The 15,789-nt window shown below is 59.1% G+C and carries 14 protein-coding genes; all 14 read right to left on the bottom strand.

Translation table 11 applies throughout. From position 1 onward, the window contains the following. Positions 1–14: 14 nt before the first annotated feature. On the bottom strand, positions 15–2,579 hold the full coding sequence (gene gyrA, locus ED236_RS00805; protein WP_123236052.1) for a DNA gyrase subunit A: 2,565 nt from the start codon (positions 2,577–2,579) through the stop codon (positions 15–17). Between the two features lie 226 nt (positions 2,580–2,805). Beyond that, complete coding sequence (locus tag ED236_RS00800) at positions 2,806–3,027, bottom strand: hypothetical protein (protein ID WP_123236051.1); 222 nt, start codon at positions 3,025–3,027, stop codon at positions 2,806–2,808. 47 nt (positions 3,028–3,074) lie between these two features. After that, positions 3,075–4,256, bottom strand: a complete 1,182-nt coding sequence (locus ED236_RS00795) for an O-succinylhomoserine sulfhydrylase (protein WP_123236050.1) — start codon at positions 4,254–4,256, stop codon at positions 3,075–3,077. A 283-nt stretch (positions 4,257–4,539) separates the two neighbouring features. Next, on the bottom strand, positions 4,540–6,081 hold the full coding sequence (gene purF / locus ED236_RS00790) for an amidophosphoribosyltransferase (protein WP_123236049.1): 1,542 nt from the start codon (positions 6,079–6,081) through the stop codon (positions 4,540–4,542). A gap of 72 nt (positions 6,082–6,153) precedes the next feature. Continuing rightward, positions 6,154–6,645, bottom strand: coding sequence for a CvpA family protein (locus tag ED236_RS00785; protein ID WP_123236048.1), 492 nt, complete (start codon positions 6,643–6,645; stop codon positions 6,154–6,156). 20 nt (positions 6,646–6,665) lie between these two features. Continuing rightward, positions 6,666–7,325, bottom strand: a complete 660-nt coding sequence (locus tag ED236_RS00780; protein ID WP_123236047.1) for an SPOR domain-containing protein — start codon at positions 7,323–7,325, stop codon at positions 6,666–6,668. Positions 7,326–7,328: 3 nt separating this feature from the next. Then, positions 7,329–8,621 carry a bifunctional tetrahydrofolate synthase/dihydrofolate synthase gene (gene folC / locus ED236_RS00775; RefSeq protein ID WP_240031975.1) on the bottom strand — a complete coding sequence of 431 codons (1,293 nt, stop codon included), beginning with the start codon at positions 8,619–8,621 and terminating at the stop codon, positions 7,329–7,331. 16 nt (positions 8,622–8,637) lie between these two features. After that, entirely contained in the window at positions 8,638–9,507 is an 870-nt protein-coding gene (gene accD / locus ED236_RS00770; RefSeq protein ID WP_123236046.1) for an acetyl-CoA carboxylase, carboxyltransferase subunit beta, read from the bottom strand. A gap of 16 nt (positions 9,508–9,523) precedes the next feature. Next, complete coding sequence (gene trpA, locus ED236_RS00765) at positions 9,524–10,327, bottom strand: tryptophan synthase subunit alpha (RefSeq protein WP_123236045.1); 804 nt, start codon at positions 10,325–10,327, stop codon at positions 9,524–9,526. A 27-nt stretch (positions 10,328–10,354) separates the two neighbouring features. Further along, positions 10,355–11,557, bottom strand: a complete 1,203-nt coding sequence (gene trpB / locus ED236_RS00760; protein ID WP_123236044.1) for a tryptophan synthase subunit beta — start codon at positions 11,555–11,557, stop codon at positions 10,355–10,357. Then, positions 11,544–12,167, bottom strand: coding sequence for a phosphoribosylanthranilate isomerase (locus ED236_RS00755; RefSeq protein WP_123236552.1), 624 nt, complete (start codon positions 12,165–12,167; stop codon positions 11,544–11,546). Before ED236_RS00755 ends, trpB begins: the two co-directional genes overlap by 14 nt. Before the next feature lie 25 nt (positions 12,168–12,192). After that, positions 12,193–12,975, bottom strand: coding sequence for a tRNA pseudouridine(38-40) synthase TruA (truA, locus tag ED236_RS00750; RefSeq protein WP_123236551.1), 783 nt, complete (start codon positions 12,973–12,975; stop codon positions 12,193–12,195). Beyond that, complete coding sequence (locus ED236_RS00745) at positions 12,972–13,583, bottom strand: CbiQ family ECF transporter T component (RefSeq protein ID WP_338053132.1); 612 nt, start codon at positions 13,581–13,583, stop codon at positions 12,972–12,974. Before ED236_RS00745 ends, truA begins: the two co-directional genes overlap by 4 nt. A gap of 22 nt (positions 13,584–13,605) precedes the next feature. Further along, positions 13,606–15,702 (bottom strand): motility hub landmark protein FimV, encoded by a 2,097-nt coding sequence (locus ED236_RS00740; protein WP_123236042.1) that lies wholly within the window; start codon positions 15,700–15,702, stop codon positions 13,606–13,608. Positions 15,703–15,789: the final 87 nt, after the last annotated feature.

The following is a 15,789-nucleotide window of genomic DNA, read 5'->3' as shown; positions in this document are numbered from 1 at the left end:
GTCGTTTTCAGAGCTTATTGGGCGCCGCCTGCGTCGGCACTCACCTCATCGGTTTCGACCACTTTTTCCAGACCAGACAGCTTTTCGCCTTCTCCAAGGTTGATGAGTGTGACACCCTGTGTGGCACGGCCCAGCTCACGGATCTCCTTGACGCGGGTGCGGATCAGCACACCGCCGGTGGTGATCAGCATGATCTCGTCTTCGTCGTTGACGAGGCGCGCCGCCACCACAGCACCATTGCGCTCGCTGGTGGCGATGGCCTTCACGCCTTGCGTACCACGGCCGGAATGGCGGAAGTCAGACAACACGGTGCGCTTGCCATAACCGTTCTCGGTAGCGACCAGCACGGTCTGTTTGTCACCGGTGGCGATCAGCAGCGAGTTGACCATCTGCTTGGTCAGCAACCTCATGCCGCGCACGCCGCGTGCGGTACGGCCCATGGGGCGTACATCCTGCTCGTCGAACCACACCGCCTTGCCATTATCGGACACCAGCACGATGCCATTGCTGCCATCGGTGATCTCGGCCCCGATCAGGTAATCGTTGTCGTCCAGATTGATGGCGATGATGCCGGACTTGCGCGGGTTGGAGAATTCGACCAATGCCGTTTTCTTGACCGTGCCCAGCGAGGTGGCCATGAACACATAGTGATTCTCGTCGAACTCTTTGACCGGCAGGATGGCATTGATCTTCTCGCCCTCTTCCAATGGGAACAGGTTCACGATGGGCTTGCCACGGCTGATGCGACTGCCTTGCGGCACTTCGTAGACCTTGAGCCAGTAGACACGGCCACGGCTGGAGAAGCACAGGATGTAATCATGCGTGTTGGCGATGAACATCTTGTCGATGAAATCGTCTTCCTTGGTGGCAGCCGCCTGTTTGCCACGGCCACCGCGGCGCTGGGCACGGTATTCATCCAGCGGCTGTGACTTGATATAGCCGGTGTGCGACAGCGTGACCACTACATCCTGCGGGGTGATCAGATCTTCCAGCGACAGATCCTGTGCATTGTGCACGATCTCGCTACGGCGCTTGTCGCCGAACTGGTTACGGATCACCGACAGCTCTTCGATGATCATCTGGGTGACGCGCTCGGGCTTGGACAGGATATCCAGCAGGTCAGCGATCACGTTCATGACTTCCCGGTATTCGTCAACGATCTTGTCCTGCTCCAGTCCGGTCAGGCGTTGCAGACGCATCTGCAGGATCTCGGAGGCCTGCACGTCCGACATGCGGTAACCATCGGGTGTCAGACCGAACGCGATGGACAGGCCATCGGGACGCGAGGCTTCCATGGCAGCCCGCTTGAGCATCTCTTCCACCACCGGCGAATGCCAGCTACGTGCCATCAGCTCGCGCTTGGCATCCGGTGGCGTAGGCGCGGCCTTGATCAGGACGATGATCTCGTCCACATTGGCCAGCGCTACGGCCAGGCCTTCCAGCACATGGCCACGTTCACGCGCTTTACGCAGCTCGAACACGGTGCGGCGCGTGACTACTTCACGGCGATGGCGCAGGAAGGCTTCCAGCATCTGCTTCAGGTTGAGCAAGCGTGGCTGGCCGTCCAGCAAGGCCACCATGTTCATACCGAAGGTGTCTTGCAGCTGGGTTTGTTTGTACAGGTTATTAAGCACGACTTCAGGCACTTCGCCGCGCTTGAGCTCGATCACCACACGCATGCCGGATTTGTCCGATTCGTCGCGCAGGTCGGAGATGCCTTCGATCTTCTTGTCGTTGACCAGCTCGGCGATCTTCTCGACAAAGGTCTTCTTGTTGACCTGGTATGGCAGTTCGTCGACGATCAGCGCCTGACGACCGCCCTTCTCCATGTCTTCCACGTGAGTGCGGCCCCGCATCACCACGCGGCCACGGCCGGTACGGTAGCCTTCCTTGACGCCTATGGTGCCGTAGATGATGCCAGCCGTCGGGAAGTCAGGGGCAGGCACCAGCTCGATCAGCTCATCCACGCTGATGTCCGGAGTTTTCAGTACGGCCAGACAGGCGTCCAGCACTTCACCCAGATTGTGTGGCGGGATATTGGTGGCCATGCCCACGGCGATACCCGAGCTGCCGTTGATGAGCAGGTTGGGGATACGCGCTGGCATGATCAGCGGTTCGTCTTCGGAACCATCGTAGTTAGGCCCAAAATCGACCGTTTCCTTGTCGATATCGGCCAGCAGTTCATGGGCGATACGTGACATACGGATCTCGGTATAGCGCATCGCGGCCGCGTTGTCGCCATCCACAGAACCGAAGTTGCCCTGACCATCGACCAGCATGTAGCGTAACGAGAAATCCTGCGCCATACGCACGATGGTGTCGTAGACAGCCGTGTCACCGTGCGGGTGATACTTACCGATCACGTCACCGACGATACGGGCCGATTTCTTGTAAGCGCGATTCCAGTCGTTCGACAACTCGTGCATGGCAAACAACACACGGCGGTGAACTGGCTTGAGGCCGTCGCGCGCATCAGGCAGAGCCCGACCCACGATGACGCTCATGGCGTAGTCCAGATAGGAACGACGCATCTCGTCTTCTAGGCTGATGGGAAGCGTTTCTTTAGCGAACTGGTCCATGGGGGCAATCAAAAATGTGTAGAGCTGCCGACTGCAACGACGGGCTGTGGCAGCTTTTCGTTATAGGAATACCGCAGATTTTAGCATGTTATGGCGGCCCTGTTGGCGCAGTGGCCAGCCACGAACGTATTGCGCACAAGGCTTTGCACCGCCTCGGGCCTAGCGTTGCGGTATGCATCAGCAGGCCCTGTCGTCAGTATTAGGACGACAGGGCCTGACAGATGGATTATTTGCTGCGCATACCGATGAACAGTGCTGCCAGACCAGCGGCCAGGGCAACCAGACTCAAGGCGGTTGGTACTTCGACTTCCTTCTCGATTTCAGCGGTGGCTTTCAATTCACCGATCTGAACCACGGTCTCTTCAGAGCTGTAATTGAAACTCTTGTATACCAAACCCGCTGCACCCAATACGATCAACAGACAACCTACGACGATAGATGCTTTCATTCAAGAACTCCCTTTGGTGGTGGTTGATTAAAGAGGAACGACCTGAATCAACGTTGCAGCAAAGCCAGATCAGCCTTGAGGTCGTCAATATGTTCCAGCCCGACGGCGATGCGTACCAGGCCATCACCGATACCGGCTGCGGTACGCGCTTCTGGTGAAACGCGGCTATGTGTGGTGGTGGCCGGGTGCGTGATGGTGCTCTTGGCATCGCCTAGATTGGCTGTGATCGAGATCATGCGCGTTGCGTCGATAAGCTGCCAGGCGGCTTCCTTGCCACCCTTGACGTCAAACGACACGATGGCACCGCCGCTCTTCTGCTGGCGCATGGCCAGGGCATGTTGTGGGTGCGAAGTGAGCCCCGGGTAATAGACGCGTGCCACACGCGGCTGTTGTTCCAGCCAGGTCGCCAGCGCCAGCGCATTAGCGGCGTGGGCGGCCATGCGCACATGCAAGGTCTCCAGGCCCTTGAGGAATACCCAGGCATTGAAGGCGCTCATGGTCGGCCCGGCGGTACGCAGAAAACCATACACCGGCTCCAGTACCGCCTTCTTGCCCAGCACGGCACCACCCAGACAACGGCCCTGACCGTCGATGTATTTGGTGGCCGAGTGGATGATGATGTCAGCCCCCAGCTCCAGTGGTTTCTGTAAGGCAGGCGTACAGAAGCAGTTGTCCACCGCCAGCAAGGCGCCGGCCTGATGCGCAATGTCAGCCAGCACGCGGATGTCGCACACCTCGGTGAGCGGGTTGGACGGCGTTTCGCAGAAGAACAGTTTGGTGTTGCCCTGCACGGCGGCTTGCCATGCATCCGGGTCGGTCAGCGACACAAAGGTGGTCTGCAAACCCCAGCGCTGCAGGATGTTGGCGAACAGCTGCACCGAGGTACCGAAGATGCTGCGTGAGGCGATCACATGATCACCTGCCGAACACAAGCCCATAACGCAGGCCAGAATGGCGGACATGCCACTGGAGGTGGCGACACAGAATTCAGCCCCTTCCAGCGCTGCCAGCTTGTCCTGGAACATGGTGACCGTGGGATTGGTGAAGCGTGAATAGATATTGCCAGGCTCCTGCCCGCCAAAACGTGCGGCAGCCTGGGCCGCACTCTCGAACACGAAGCTCGAGGTCAGGAACATGGCTTCGGAATTCTCGCCGAATTGGGTATGGGCACTGCCTGCGCGTACGCCTTGCGTCTCGGCACGCCATTGCTCTATAGAGCGCTCAGTCATGTGTTGCCTTTCTGTGTTTCATGGGCAATGCCCGGCTGTCCAGTCATTGCCGTACTAACAAGCGCAAAACAGCTGGACGTAAAAAAACCCGTTCTGCCTGAGCCAAAACGGGTTGTGTCATTGCAGCAACTCGCTTTAGCTGTATTTATCATGCGCCCGCAAGCTGAGTCTTCATCACTGTAAACCAGGACAATCTCAAATCAGCGCAACCACATGGTAGCGGCAGCCAGCCGTCGCGGTCAAGGTCAAGCTGGCCACCAGCCAGTTGAGCTTAAGCCCTGTATCAGGCAGCGGCCGCTTCTTCTTCTCTGGAGGCCACCAGATTGAGATCCAGCTGGGTGATGGAGTTAGGTGGGCGCTTTTGCGCAGAACCGTCGCTGCGCACGGTCTCTATGCTGCTCAGGTAAGCTTCATCGATATCACCGGTGACGTATTTGCCATCGAAACAGGAGCAATCGAACGCTTGGATATGCGGGTTACTGAGCTTGACACCTTCTACCAGCGCTTGCAGGTCCTGATAGATCAGCGCGTCTGCACCGATCTCGGCACAGATCTCTTCGTCGGTGCGGTTAGTGGCCAGCAGTTCGTGGCGCGATGGCATGTCGATGCCGTACACGTTAGGGAAACGCACCGGCGGCGCAGCGGAAGCGAAGAATACCTTGTTGGCACCGGCGTCACGCGCCATCTGCACGATCTGCTGAGACGTGGTGCCGCGCACGATGGAGTCGTCGACCAGCAGTATGTTCTTGCCTTTGAACTCCATGCCGATCGGGTTCAGCTTCTGGCGCACGGATTTTTTACGCAGGGCCTGGCCTGGCATGATGAAGGTACGGCCTATGTAACGATTCTTGATGAACCCTTCCCGGTAGGTCAGGTTCAAGGCATTGGCCAGTTGCAGGGCACTGGGCCGACTGGTGTCCGGGATGGGGATCACCACGTCGATATGCAGGTCTTTCCATTCGCGCTTGATCTTTTCGGCCAGGCTTTCACCCATGTGCAGACGGGTCTGGTAGACCGACACATGGTCGATCACGGAGTCAGGACGCGCCAGGTAGACATATTCGAAGATACAAGGATTGAGCTTGGGGGCTTCGGCACATTGACGCGACGAGAAGTTACCATCCATGTCGATAAAGATGGCTTCGCCAGGCTCCACATCACGGATCAGCTTGAAACCCAGCACATCCAGCGCCACGCTTTCGGAGGCAACGATGTACTCCACGCCCTGCTCGCTCTCGTTCTTGCCGATGACCAGAGGACGTATCCCGTTCGGGTCACGGAACGCCAGCAGACCGAAATTGGCCACCATGGCCACCACGGCATAGGCGCCACGCACGCGCTTGTGTACGCCAGCCACCGCTTCAAACACCATGTCGGCGTTAAGTACCGCGTTGTGGGCGCTATGCTCGATCTCGTGGGCCAACACATTCAGCAGCACTTCGGAATCGGAACTGGTGTTGATGTGGCGCAGGTCCTGACGGAACATCTCCTGCTTGAGCTGAGCGGAGTTGGTGAGGTTGCCGTTGTGCCCCAGCACAATGCCGAATGGGGAATTGACGTAGAAAGGCTGGGCTTCGGCAGCAGAAGAAGAACCTGCGGTTGGATAACGCACATGCGCGATGCCGGCATTGCCGAGCAGGCTGCGCATGTGACGGGTCTGGAACACATCCTGCACCAGACCATTGTTCTTGTGCATGTAGAACGTGTTGCCGTCACAGGTGGCGATGCCTGCCGCATCCTGACCGCGATGCTGCAGAACCAGCAGCCCGTCGTAGAGCAACTGATTCACCGGATTCTTACCAACTACACCAATAATTCCGCACATAGCGTGATGACCCTGAAACTAGAATTCATGTATTTCATATTGCGCGTCATGCCCTGCGTCATGACCAGCATCTTACTCGTAACTGATACGCTGCGCGATCTGTTCCGGCAGCCAGGGCAGCACATGCTGCACCAAAGCCTCCAGCGGCGCACTGAGCACCGCATCGCGCCACCAGGACTGCTGTGGCAAGGCGGTCAACCCGGCCAGCAAGGCCAGCAGCACGACCACCAGCGTACCGCGCGCCAGCCCGAACAGGCCACCGAGTAAACGGTCGACCGAACTCAGGCCGACTTTGCTGAAAAAATTGGAAATGAGCGCCGCCAGCAGGCTGACCACCAGCAAGCTGGCAATGAACAGCAACACGAATGCGACCAACATGCGCATGGACTCGCCGGTCAAGACATCCGGCAGCATGGGCATGAACTGCAGGCTGTAGGTTTTGGCGACCATGAAGGCGATGACCCAGCTCAGCAAAGCCAAGGTCTCGCGTACAAAGCCACGCATCATGCTCAGAATGACCGAGATAACGACAATCGCGATGATGCTGTAATCAAAAGCGTTCATGAGTCAAAAGCATCCATGCATCATTTGTTGCTGACGACCATACCTGGAATATCCGCAGACTTCAGCCTGACCAGCACGTTGTCAGCCGCTGCCCGGTCTGGGTAAGGGCCAGCACGCAGGCGGATCTTCTGGCCTGCGCTGGTTTCCACGGTTTCCGTATAAGATTCAACGCCCAGCAATGACAGTTTGGCCTGCAATTGCTTGACGTTATCCGCCTCCGAGAACACACCGATCTGCACGGCAAACGATGACGCGGTGCTGACGGCAGCCGGTTTGGGCTTGGCTTCTACAGAGTTGGGGGCTGCTGGCTTAGATGCTGCTGGCTTAGCTTCCACTGCCTTGGATTCTTGCGACCTGGTCTCGGATTTTGCAGGTGCTTGCGGCGCGGCTGGCGCTGGGGCTAGCTCGGGCAGGTCATCGGCTGGCAAGGACTCAGGCTCTGCGCTATCGGCAAGCGGCAGCTCGACGGCTTCCTCCTCTACCGGTAGGCGATGCTCTGTACCTTGCTGACTGGGGATGCTGATGTCGATAGCCTGCTGGGGAAGCGGCTCGGCGTGGTCGTCGAGGATCATCGGCAACACCGTGACCATGACCAACACCAGTGCGACTGCGCCGACCAGACGGCGCCGGGCGCGTTTTTGAAACTGAATTTCCTGCTCGTTCAACTGCTTGGATGCCATTCGCTACCCTGTTGTCTGATCGTGGACTAAAACGCGCATCACGTCGGCCACGGTGAAGAAGGAACCAAACACGATAATTCTATCATTTTCAGCCGCTTGCTGACAGGCTGACGCATAGGCTTGTGTCACATTGGCACTCACATGCAACACGGCATCGGGCTGGTGCCTCGCTATCGTATCTGCCAGAAAGGCCGCGCTGGCGCCGCGCGGCAGGGCTATGCCGGCGATGCACCACACATCGATATGCGCAGAGACCGCATCCACCACGGCCCCGATATCCTTGTCTTGCAGCATGGCAAACACCGCCAACGTGCGCCCGTTCACCACTTGACGCTGCAGATTGTCAGCCAGCGCACGCGCCGCTTGCGGGTTATGCGCCACATCCAGGATACGCAAGGGCCGCTGCCCAACCTGCTGATAGCGTCCGGCCAACTGCACATGCTGCAGGCCCGCGTTGATGTCCGCAACGCTCAAGGGCAGGCGCGCTTGCAAGGCCTGGGTGACGGCCACTACACAGGCCGCGTTGTCATGCTGGAAATCACCGGTCAGCGCGGGTTGCGACAAACCGTCCAGCACCTTATCGCCCTGCATCCAGGCCCAATGCAGATGGCGCTGCTGATGCTCAAAATCAAGCCCCAGGCACTGCAGCTCAGCGCCCAAGCCACGGGCATGGGCGATCAGGCTGGCCGGTGGCTGACGATCACCGCAAATGGCCGGGATGCCGCTGCGGAAGATGCCCGCCTTCTCAAAACCTATGCTTTCGCGGCTATCCCCGAGGTAATCCATGTGGTCGAGATCGATGCCGGTCACCACCGCACAGTCCGGGTCGAACAGATTCACGGCATCCAGGCGTCCGCCCAGCCCTACTTCCATCACCAGCACGTCCAGGCCAGACTGCACAAAATGCCAGGCAGCCGCCAGCGTGCCGAACTCGAAATAGGTCAGCGGCGTGCTACCTCGCGCCTGTTCCACTGCGGTGAATGCGGCACACAGGGCGGCATCGTCTGCCTCCATGCCGCTCACGCGTACGCGTTCGTTGTAGCGCAGAAAATGAGGCGAGCTGTAACAGCCCACACGGTAGCCGGCTTCACAGTAGATACGCTCCAGCATGGCGCAAGTAGAGCCTTTGCCATTGGTGCCACCTACGGTAATTAGGAGAAAACTGAAATCGAGCTGGAGGCGGCTGCGCACTTGCTGCACGCGCTCCAGTCCCATGGCGATGGATTTGGGGTGCTGAGACTCAATATAAACCAGCCAAGCAGCCAGTGAGTCTGGCAGCACTAGGGGCGATGTCACAGAAACAACAGGTCGATCAGGCTGCAGAAGGCAGACGCATCATGACGCTAAGCATGTTAGCCAGACGATCACGCATCTCGCGGCGATCGATGATCATGTCGATCGCCCCATGCTCCAGCAGGAATTCGGCACGCTGGAAACCTTCCGGCAAGGTCTCGCGCACGGTCTGCTCGATCACGCGCGGGCCGGCAAAACCGATCAGGGCATTAGGCTCGGCGACGATCACATCGCCCAGCATGGCGAAGCTGGCAGACACACCGCCCATGGTCGGGTCGGTCAACACGGAGATATAAGGCAGGCCAGCCTGACTGAGCTGGGTGAGAGCAGCACTGGTCTTGGCCATCTGCATCAGCGAGAACAAGCCCTCCTGCATGCGTGCGCCACCGCTGGCAGAGATGCAGATGAAGGGCATGCGCTGCTCGATGCAGGCTTGCACGGCGCGGGCGAAACGTTCGCCCATCACCGAGCCCATGGAGCCTCCCATGAACTTGAATTCAAACGCAGCCGCCACGGCCGGGATACCCTTGATACTGCCCTGCATGACGATCAGCGAATCCGTTTCACCGACTTCGGTCTGACTGGCTTTCAGGCGGTCGATATAGCGCTTGCTGTCCTTGAACTTGAGCGGGTCCAGCGGCTGCACTTCAGCGCCGATCTCACTACGACCTTCCGCATCCAGCAACAGATCCAGGCGCTCACGCGCCGAGATGCGATGATGATGGCTGCACTTGGGGCAGACTTCGGCATTCTTTTCCAGATCGGTACGGTACAGCACGGCATCGCAGGCGGGGCACTTGCTCCACAGTCCCTCAGGCACCACTTTATTGCGATTGATGCCTGCCGGGCGGTTGATTTTTGGCGGTAGCAGTTTCTGTAACCAGCTCATGAGGAATCCTTTTCGATCAGTGTACGGCGTCTATCGCCTGGCGCAATTCCGCGATCAGCCCGGCCAGATTCTGGCTCAGTGCAGCTTCATCGGACTGCTCTATCATTTGTACGGTACGGCTACCTACCACCACAGCATCAGCCACGGCCGCTACAGCGGTGGCGGTGGCGGCATCGCGCACACCAAAGCCCACGCCGATAGGCAAGTCGGTCTTGGTGCGGATGGTCGCTACGCGCTCGGCGACCTCGCTCATGTCCAGGTTCTTGGCACCGGTCACGCCCTTGAGGGAAACATAATAAACAAAACCACTGGCCTGGTTCACGATGAGATCCACGCGGGCGGGCTCGGAGGTAGGCGACAGCAGGAAGATGGGATCGATCTGCTTGCTCTGCAGCAAACCCACGAACTCGGCACATTCTTCAGGTGGATAATCCACGGTCAGCACGCCATCCACCCCGGACAAACGCGCCTGCTCGGCGAAACGCTCCACCCCCATGGCTTCCACCGGATTGGCATAGCCCATCAAGATCACGGGTGTGTGGCCATCCTCTTTGCGGAACTCGGCCACCATCTCCAGCACATGACGCAAACCGACGCGGTGCGCCAAAGCACGCTCGCTGGCGCGCTGGATCACCGGGCCATCCGCCATGGGGTCAGAGAACGGCACGCCCAGCTCTATCATGTCGGCACCGTGCTTGACCATGGTGTGCATGAGATCGACCGTGAACCGTGGGTGCGGGTCACCTGCCGTGATGTAGGGGATCAAGGCTTTTTTGCCTTGCGCCTTGAGTTCAGCGAATACAGATTTTATACGAGACATAACGTTACGATGTTTTCTTATAGTAGTTTATAGCGTGATGCCGGACAGACGTGCCACCGTATTGATGTCCTTGTCGCCGCGCCCGGACAGGTTCACCAGGATGACTTGGTCCTTGCTCATGGTCGCGGCCAGCTTGCTAGCGTAGGCGATGGCATGGCTGGATTCCAGGGCCGGGATGATGCCCTCGGTGCGGCACAGATTATGGAAAGCGGCCATGGCTTCATCGTCAGTCACCGCCACATACTCAGCGCGCTGGATGTCTTTCAGCCAGGCATGCTCCGGGCCCACGCCAGGATAATCAAGACCAGCCGAGATGGAATGGGTCTCGATGATCTGGCCATCAGCATCCTGCATCAGGTAGGTACGATTGCCATGCAGCACACCGACTGGGCTGTTGGCGGTGAGCGGGGCGGCATGCATGCCGGTCTCGATACCATGCCCTGCCGCTTCGACACCGATCAGACGCACACCATCCACGTCAATGTAGGGATAGAAGATACCCATGGCATTGGAGCCACCGCCCACACAGGCGACCACCGCATCAGGCTGGCGCCCCAGCATCTCCTGCATCTGCACCTTGGCTTCCACGCCGATCACGGCCTGAAAATCGCGCACCATCATGGGGTAAGGATGCGGGCCGGCCACCGTGCCGATGATGTAAAAGGTATCCGAGATATTGGTGACCCAGTCACGCATGGCTTCGTTGAGCGCATCCTTGAGGGTCTTGGAGCCGCTCTCGACTGGCACCACGGTGGCGCCCAGCAGCTTCATGCGGTACACATTGGGCGCCTGACGCTTCACGTCCTCGGAACCCATATAGACCACACATTCCAGACCCAGACGGGCGGCAATGGTGGCAGTGGCCACGCCATGCTGACCGGCACCGGTCTCGGCAATTACGCGCGGCTTGCCCATGCGCTTGGCCAGCAATGCCTGCCCTACCGTGTTATTCACCTTGTGTGCACCGGTATGGTTGAGGTCTTCACGCTTGAAATAAATCTGCGCCCCGCCTACCTGGTCGCTCAAGCGCCTGGCGTGATAGATCGGGCTGGGCCGACCGACAAAGTGCTTGAGATCGTAAGCAAACTCTGCCAGGAACTCCGGATCATGACGGTAGCGCTCATACATGGCGCGCAACTCGTCCAGTGCTTCGATCAGGGTCTCGGCGACGAACGTACCTCCGTAAGGTCCAAAGTGGCCACGTCCATCCGGCATGTCATACACTTGCATTCCCAACTCCTCGCATGAATGCCGCCATTCTGGCTGCATCCTTGATTCCTTTTGATTGTTCTACGCCACCACTGACATCGACTGCGTAAGGCCGCACTTGTGCGATGGCCTGAGCTACATTATCTGCCTGCAGCCCGCCTGCCAGGATCACCGGCCTGGCCAGATCAGCCGGGATCAAACCCCAGTCGAACACCTGACCGGTGCCACCCGGCATGGCAGCATGATAGGTATCCAGCAGCAAGCCGCGCGCATCATGATAATCAGCGGCGTATTGTAGCAAATTTGTCCCCTCCCGCACCGCGACCGCCTTGATATAGGGGCGTGCGAACTGGCGGCAATAGTCAGGCGGCTCTTCGCCATGGAACTGCAACAAGTCCAGCGGTACCGCCTGCAGCACCTGTTCGACCTGGTCACGGCTGGCATCGACAAACAAGCCAACGACACTGACGAATGCGGGGATGGCAGCCGCGATCTCGGCAGCCCGTTCCACACTGACACAGCGCGGGCTGGGCGCATAGAACACCAGACCAATGGCATCTGCACCGGCAGCGACCGCCGCCAGCGCATCCTCGACCCGGGTGATACCGCAAATTTTGACACGTGTCCTCAACTTGACCCTACCTGACAGCATCCATTCATAAACTGAGATTCACACTGCGCGTGGTGCATGGCAGACCCCAATGCGCATCATAACCGACTCCGGCAAGATACAAGCCATCAGGCGCGAAGGTGGGTGGCGACAGACGGCGGTCACGCTCAGACAACAACATTTGCACCGCATTCGCCTGCAGTTTGCCTTTTCCTACATAGACCAGCATGCCCACCATATTGCGTACCTGATGATGCAAGAAGGCGTTGGCGGAAAAACTGAAGGTGATGCTGTTACCCTGCCGAGCGAGGCTGGCTTCTGTCAGGGTACGCACCGGTGACTTGGCCTGACACTCGGCAGCCCGGAAGGCGCTGAAGTCATGCTCGCCCAGCAACTGTTCAGCGGCCTGCTGCATGGCATGCACATCCAGCGGCAGATGGAACCAGCCCACCTTCCCCGCCAGCACGGCCGGTGCCACGGCTTGATTGACCAGAATGTACTGATAGCGACGACTATGCGCGTCAAAACGTGCATTGAAACGTGCATCCACATGCTGGGCCCACAACACCCTCACCCAGCCAGGCATGTGTGCGTTGACGCCACGCACCCAGGCCGTCATGGGCCGTTCGGTATCGGTATCGAAATGCACCACCTGCGACAGGGCATGCACGCCGGTATCGGTACGTCCGGCCGCTGTAACGCGCACATCGTGACCAGCCAATACCTGCAATGCACGCTCCAGGGCGTCCTGCACACCGCATCCACCAGGCTGACTCTGCCAGCCACAGAAATGGCTGCCATCGTACTCGACACCCAGCGCTATCCTCACAGCACGCACACCAGAACAGTCAGTATCACGCCCAGCAACAGCAGGACGGTATCCGTCTTGCGCCAGGGCGCAAGCTGCAGGTGGATGGTATGCAGGGACTGCGGTTCAGATGGCGGCGCTTGCAACTGTGCAAATGCGAGCTGCAGCGACTGGCGTGGCGGCATCTCTTCCAGATAATGCAAGGTCAGCCACAGCCGCGCAGCAAAACGCTGCGGGTCCAGGCCAACAAACCGCAAAGGGCTGGCCAGCTGCAACAGACCGGCGATGAACTGCTCACGGCTGGTGGTTTGCAATAACAGACTCAGTGCCGCCAGCATCAGTGCGAGTCGCAATAGCTGCAAGCCACCAGCCGCCAGGCCTTCATAACTGGGTGCCAGCCACAAAGGCCAGCCGGGCAGGTATTCGCCGGGCGTGGTCCAGGCATAGATCAACAGCAGGGAAAGTAATAACAGGCGGCTGCGCCGCAACATGGACACAAATCGCGGCCAACTGCCAAAGTACAACCAGACGGCAACCGGAGCAGCCAACAACAGCAATTGAACCAGGCCTGAGTCGGCGACGGCGATCGCCATCAACACCAATAACAGGATACGGACACAGGCGTGCACAATAACAAGTAGCGCTTGCGCCCTAGCCTATGCGCGTCAGCAGTGCCTGGGCACGCGCCTGTTGACGCTGACTGCCAGACTTGACGACCTCGTTCAACAGCACGCGCGCTGCTGGCAGATCTTCCATGTCGATGTAGGCGGTGGCAAGGTCGATTTTGGTGTCCATTTCCGGCTGATCCAGTTCAACTTCTGCAGGCGCAGGCGTCGCATCGCCTCCCACCTCGAAGTCAAGATTGATGCTGGAGAAATCAAGATCAGCCGCACCATCAGCGGCAGTGGATTTTGCTGAAGGGGGTTTCGCAGATGCAGGCACGGATGCTGAAGCCTCTGCAGCCACAACAGGTTCAGCAGGCTCAACCTTGGTGCTGGCCATGTCTTCAGCTGGCGTGACGACCTGCGCTACCAGTTCGACGGGGGCGTCAGAGGAACTGATGGACTCACTTGGCGCTGCGACTGGCGAAACATCCGTAGCATAGTCGACTGCATCGACTGGCCTAGAGTCTGATTGCTCACCGCCATCATTGGCGACGGGCTCGGCACGGATGGCGGGCTCTCCTGCAGCCGCTACATTGGCATCTGCAAGCACGCCAGGCGTTGCATCCGTCTTCGCAGCGCTGTCGGCCCCCACTGGCACCGCCTCTGCAGGCTTCGCCGGCAGGATGACATGATCGATGATGCGTGGCGTATGCCTGGTCTCTCTGGACGGCATGCGCACTTCGGGCTTGGGCGTTGCGATAGCCGCAGCACGACGACGGCTGGATCGCACACTGGATCGCACAATAGCAACCACCAGTAGCAACAACAATAGCAGGCCGATGAACAAGCCGGTCACGCCATTGCAAAGCCCACTCAAGTGCTCGCGGGCAAAACCGGCCACCATGGGGAACTGTTGGGAGAACCAGCCGCTGGCGACATCTTGGGCCCCGGCTTGGGCTGCTGACGGCGATTCAGCCTCTCGTTGTGCATCTGCTTGCGCCTCTGATTCAGCTTGCGCTTTGGCTTCTGCTTGCGCTTTGGCAAGCGCTTGTTCGGCAACTTGCAGGTCTGCCAGCAGCTTGCTTTTCATGGCAAACAGCGCTTGCAGGTCTTCGATCTGTTTTTCCAGTATGGCGATGCGCGCGTTGGCTTCCTTGATGCTGCGCTCGCGGGCAGCGGCCGTTTCCTGAATGGCATTCAGCTTGTCGATCAGGCTCTGCTGACCGTCCTGCAGCTCTGCGCCTTTGGATAGCACCACCCTGTCACCCTGTGTAGCGGCAGGCGGCTCTGCCACCGTGATGTTGCCTGTGCTGGCTTGCGGACTCGCTTCTTTCTCCGGCGCAGCTGCTGCTTCCGGCAGTGGTTTGGCAGCGGCGGCAACACGGGCCTTGTAAGCGTTCCAGTCACGTGTCTGCACACGGATCTCGGCGACGGCTTCCGGCTGGGGCACGGCCTCTACCGTGTCGGCATCCGGTGCACGCAAGATCTTGCCGACCTTGAGGCGATGCATATTATTGTCATCGAACGCATCCGGATTGGACTTGAAGATCGACAGCAGCATCTGCTCACGGGTCTGCCCCGCCAGCCGCATGCGCTCTGCGACCGTGTTCAATGTATCGCCCCTGGCGATGGTATGGGTTTGTAATGGGGTGGAGGTACGGTCGATGACAGGACCATCGAGGGTGGCGGCATCGTCTGCACCGATACGCACGGCAGCAAAATCGACCCGATAAGCACGCACCTGGCTGCCACTTGGCCAGTGCACCTGCACCAGCAGGTCGAATTGCGGCTCAGTGACCGCATCTGCGGTGGTGATCACCAGCACAGGCTGGCCGTTCAGCTCACGCAGATTGAAGGCCAGCTGCTCATACAACGCAGGCACCGCATAGCCGCGGGCTGCAAGGTATTCTCGGCCGACGATTGAAACGGACACGCTGTCGACAGGGTCGCCTTCAGTCGCAACAGGCAGTGTGGCGAACAGGGGCTCGCCTTGGCCAGAGCCAAGTTGCAACTGCCCCAAACTGGCCGCATGCGCGCTAAAACTGAAGCCCAGCAGGCAGGCTGTACACCAGGCACGGAACTGCCGTGCCATACGCTTGGGGATGTGCGTGTCGCTACGCAGCTTGATGTGATTCACCCGCATAGCAGATATCTTAGTCGGCCAAGCTCATTTAGGCGAGCGTTGCGTGCGGTCGCCAGGATAAAGCGCCCGCTGCGCGACGTGTTTGTC

This window comes from Pseudomethylobacillus aquaticus (assembly GCF_003730115.1).
In the GTDB taxonomy this organism is placed as follows: Bacteria; Pseudomonadota; Gammaproteobacteria; order Burkholderiales; family Methylophilaceae; genus Pseudomethylobacillus; species Pseudomethylobacillus aquaticus.
The sequence above is the reverse complement of the archived record's forward strand: the minus strand, read 5'-3'. Positions and strand labels throughout refer to the sequence as shown.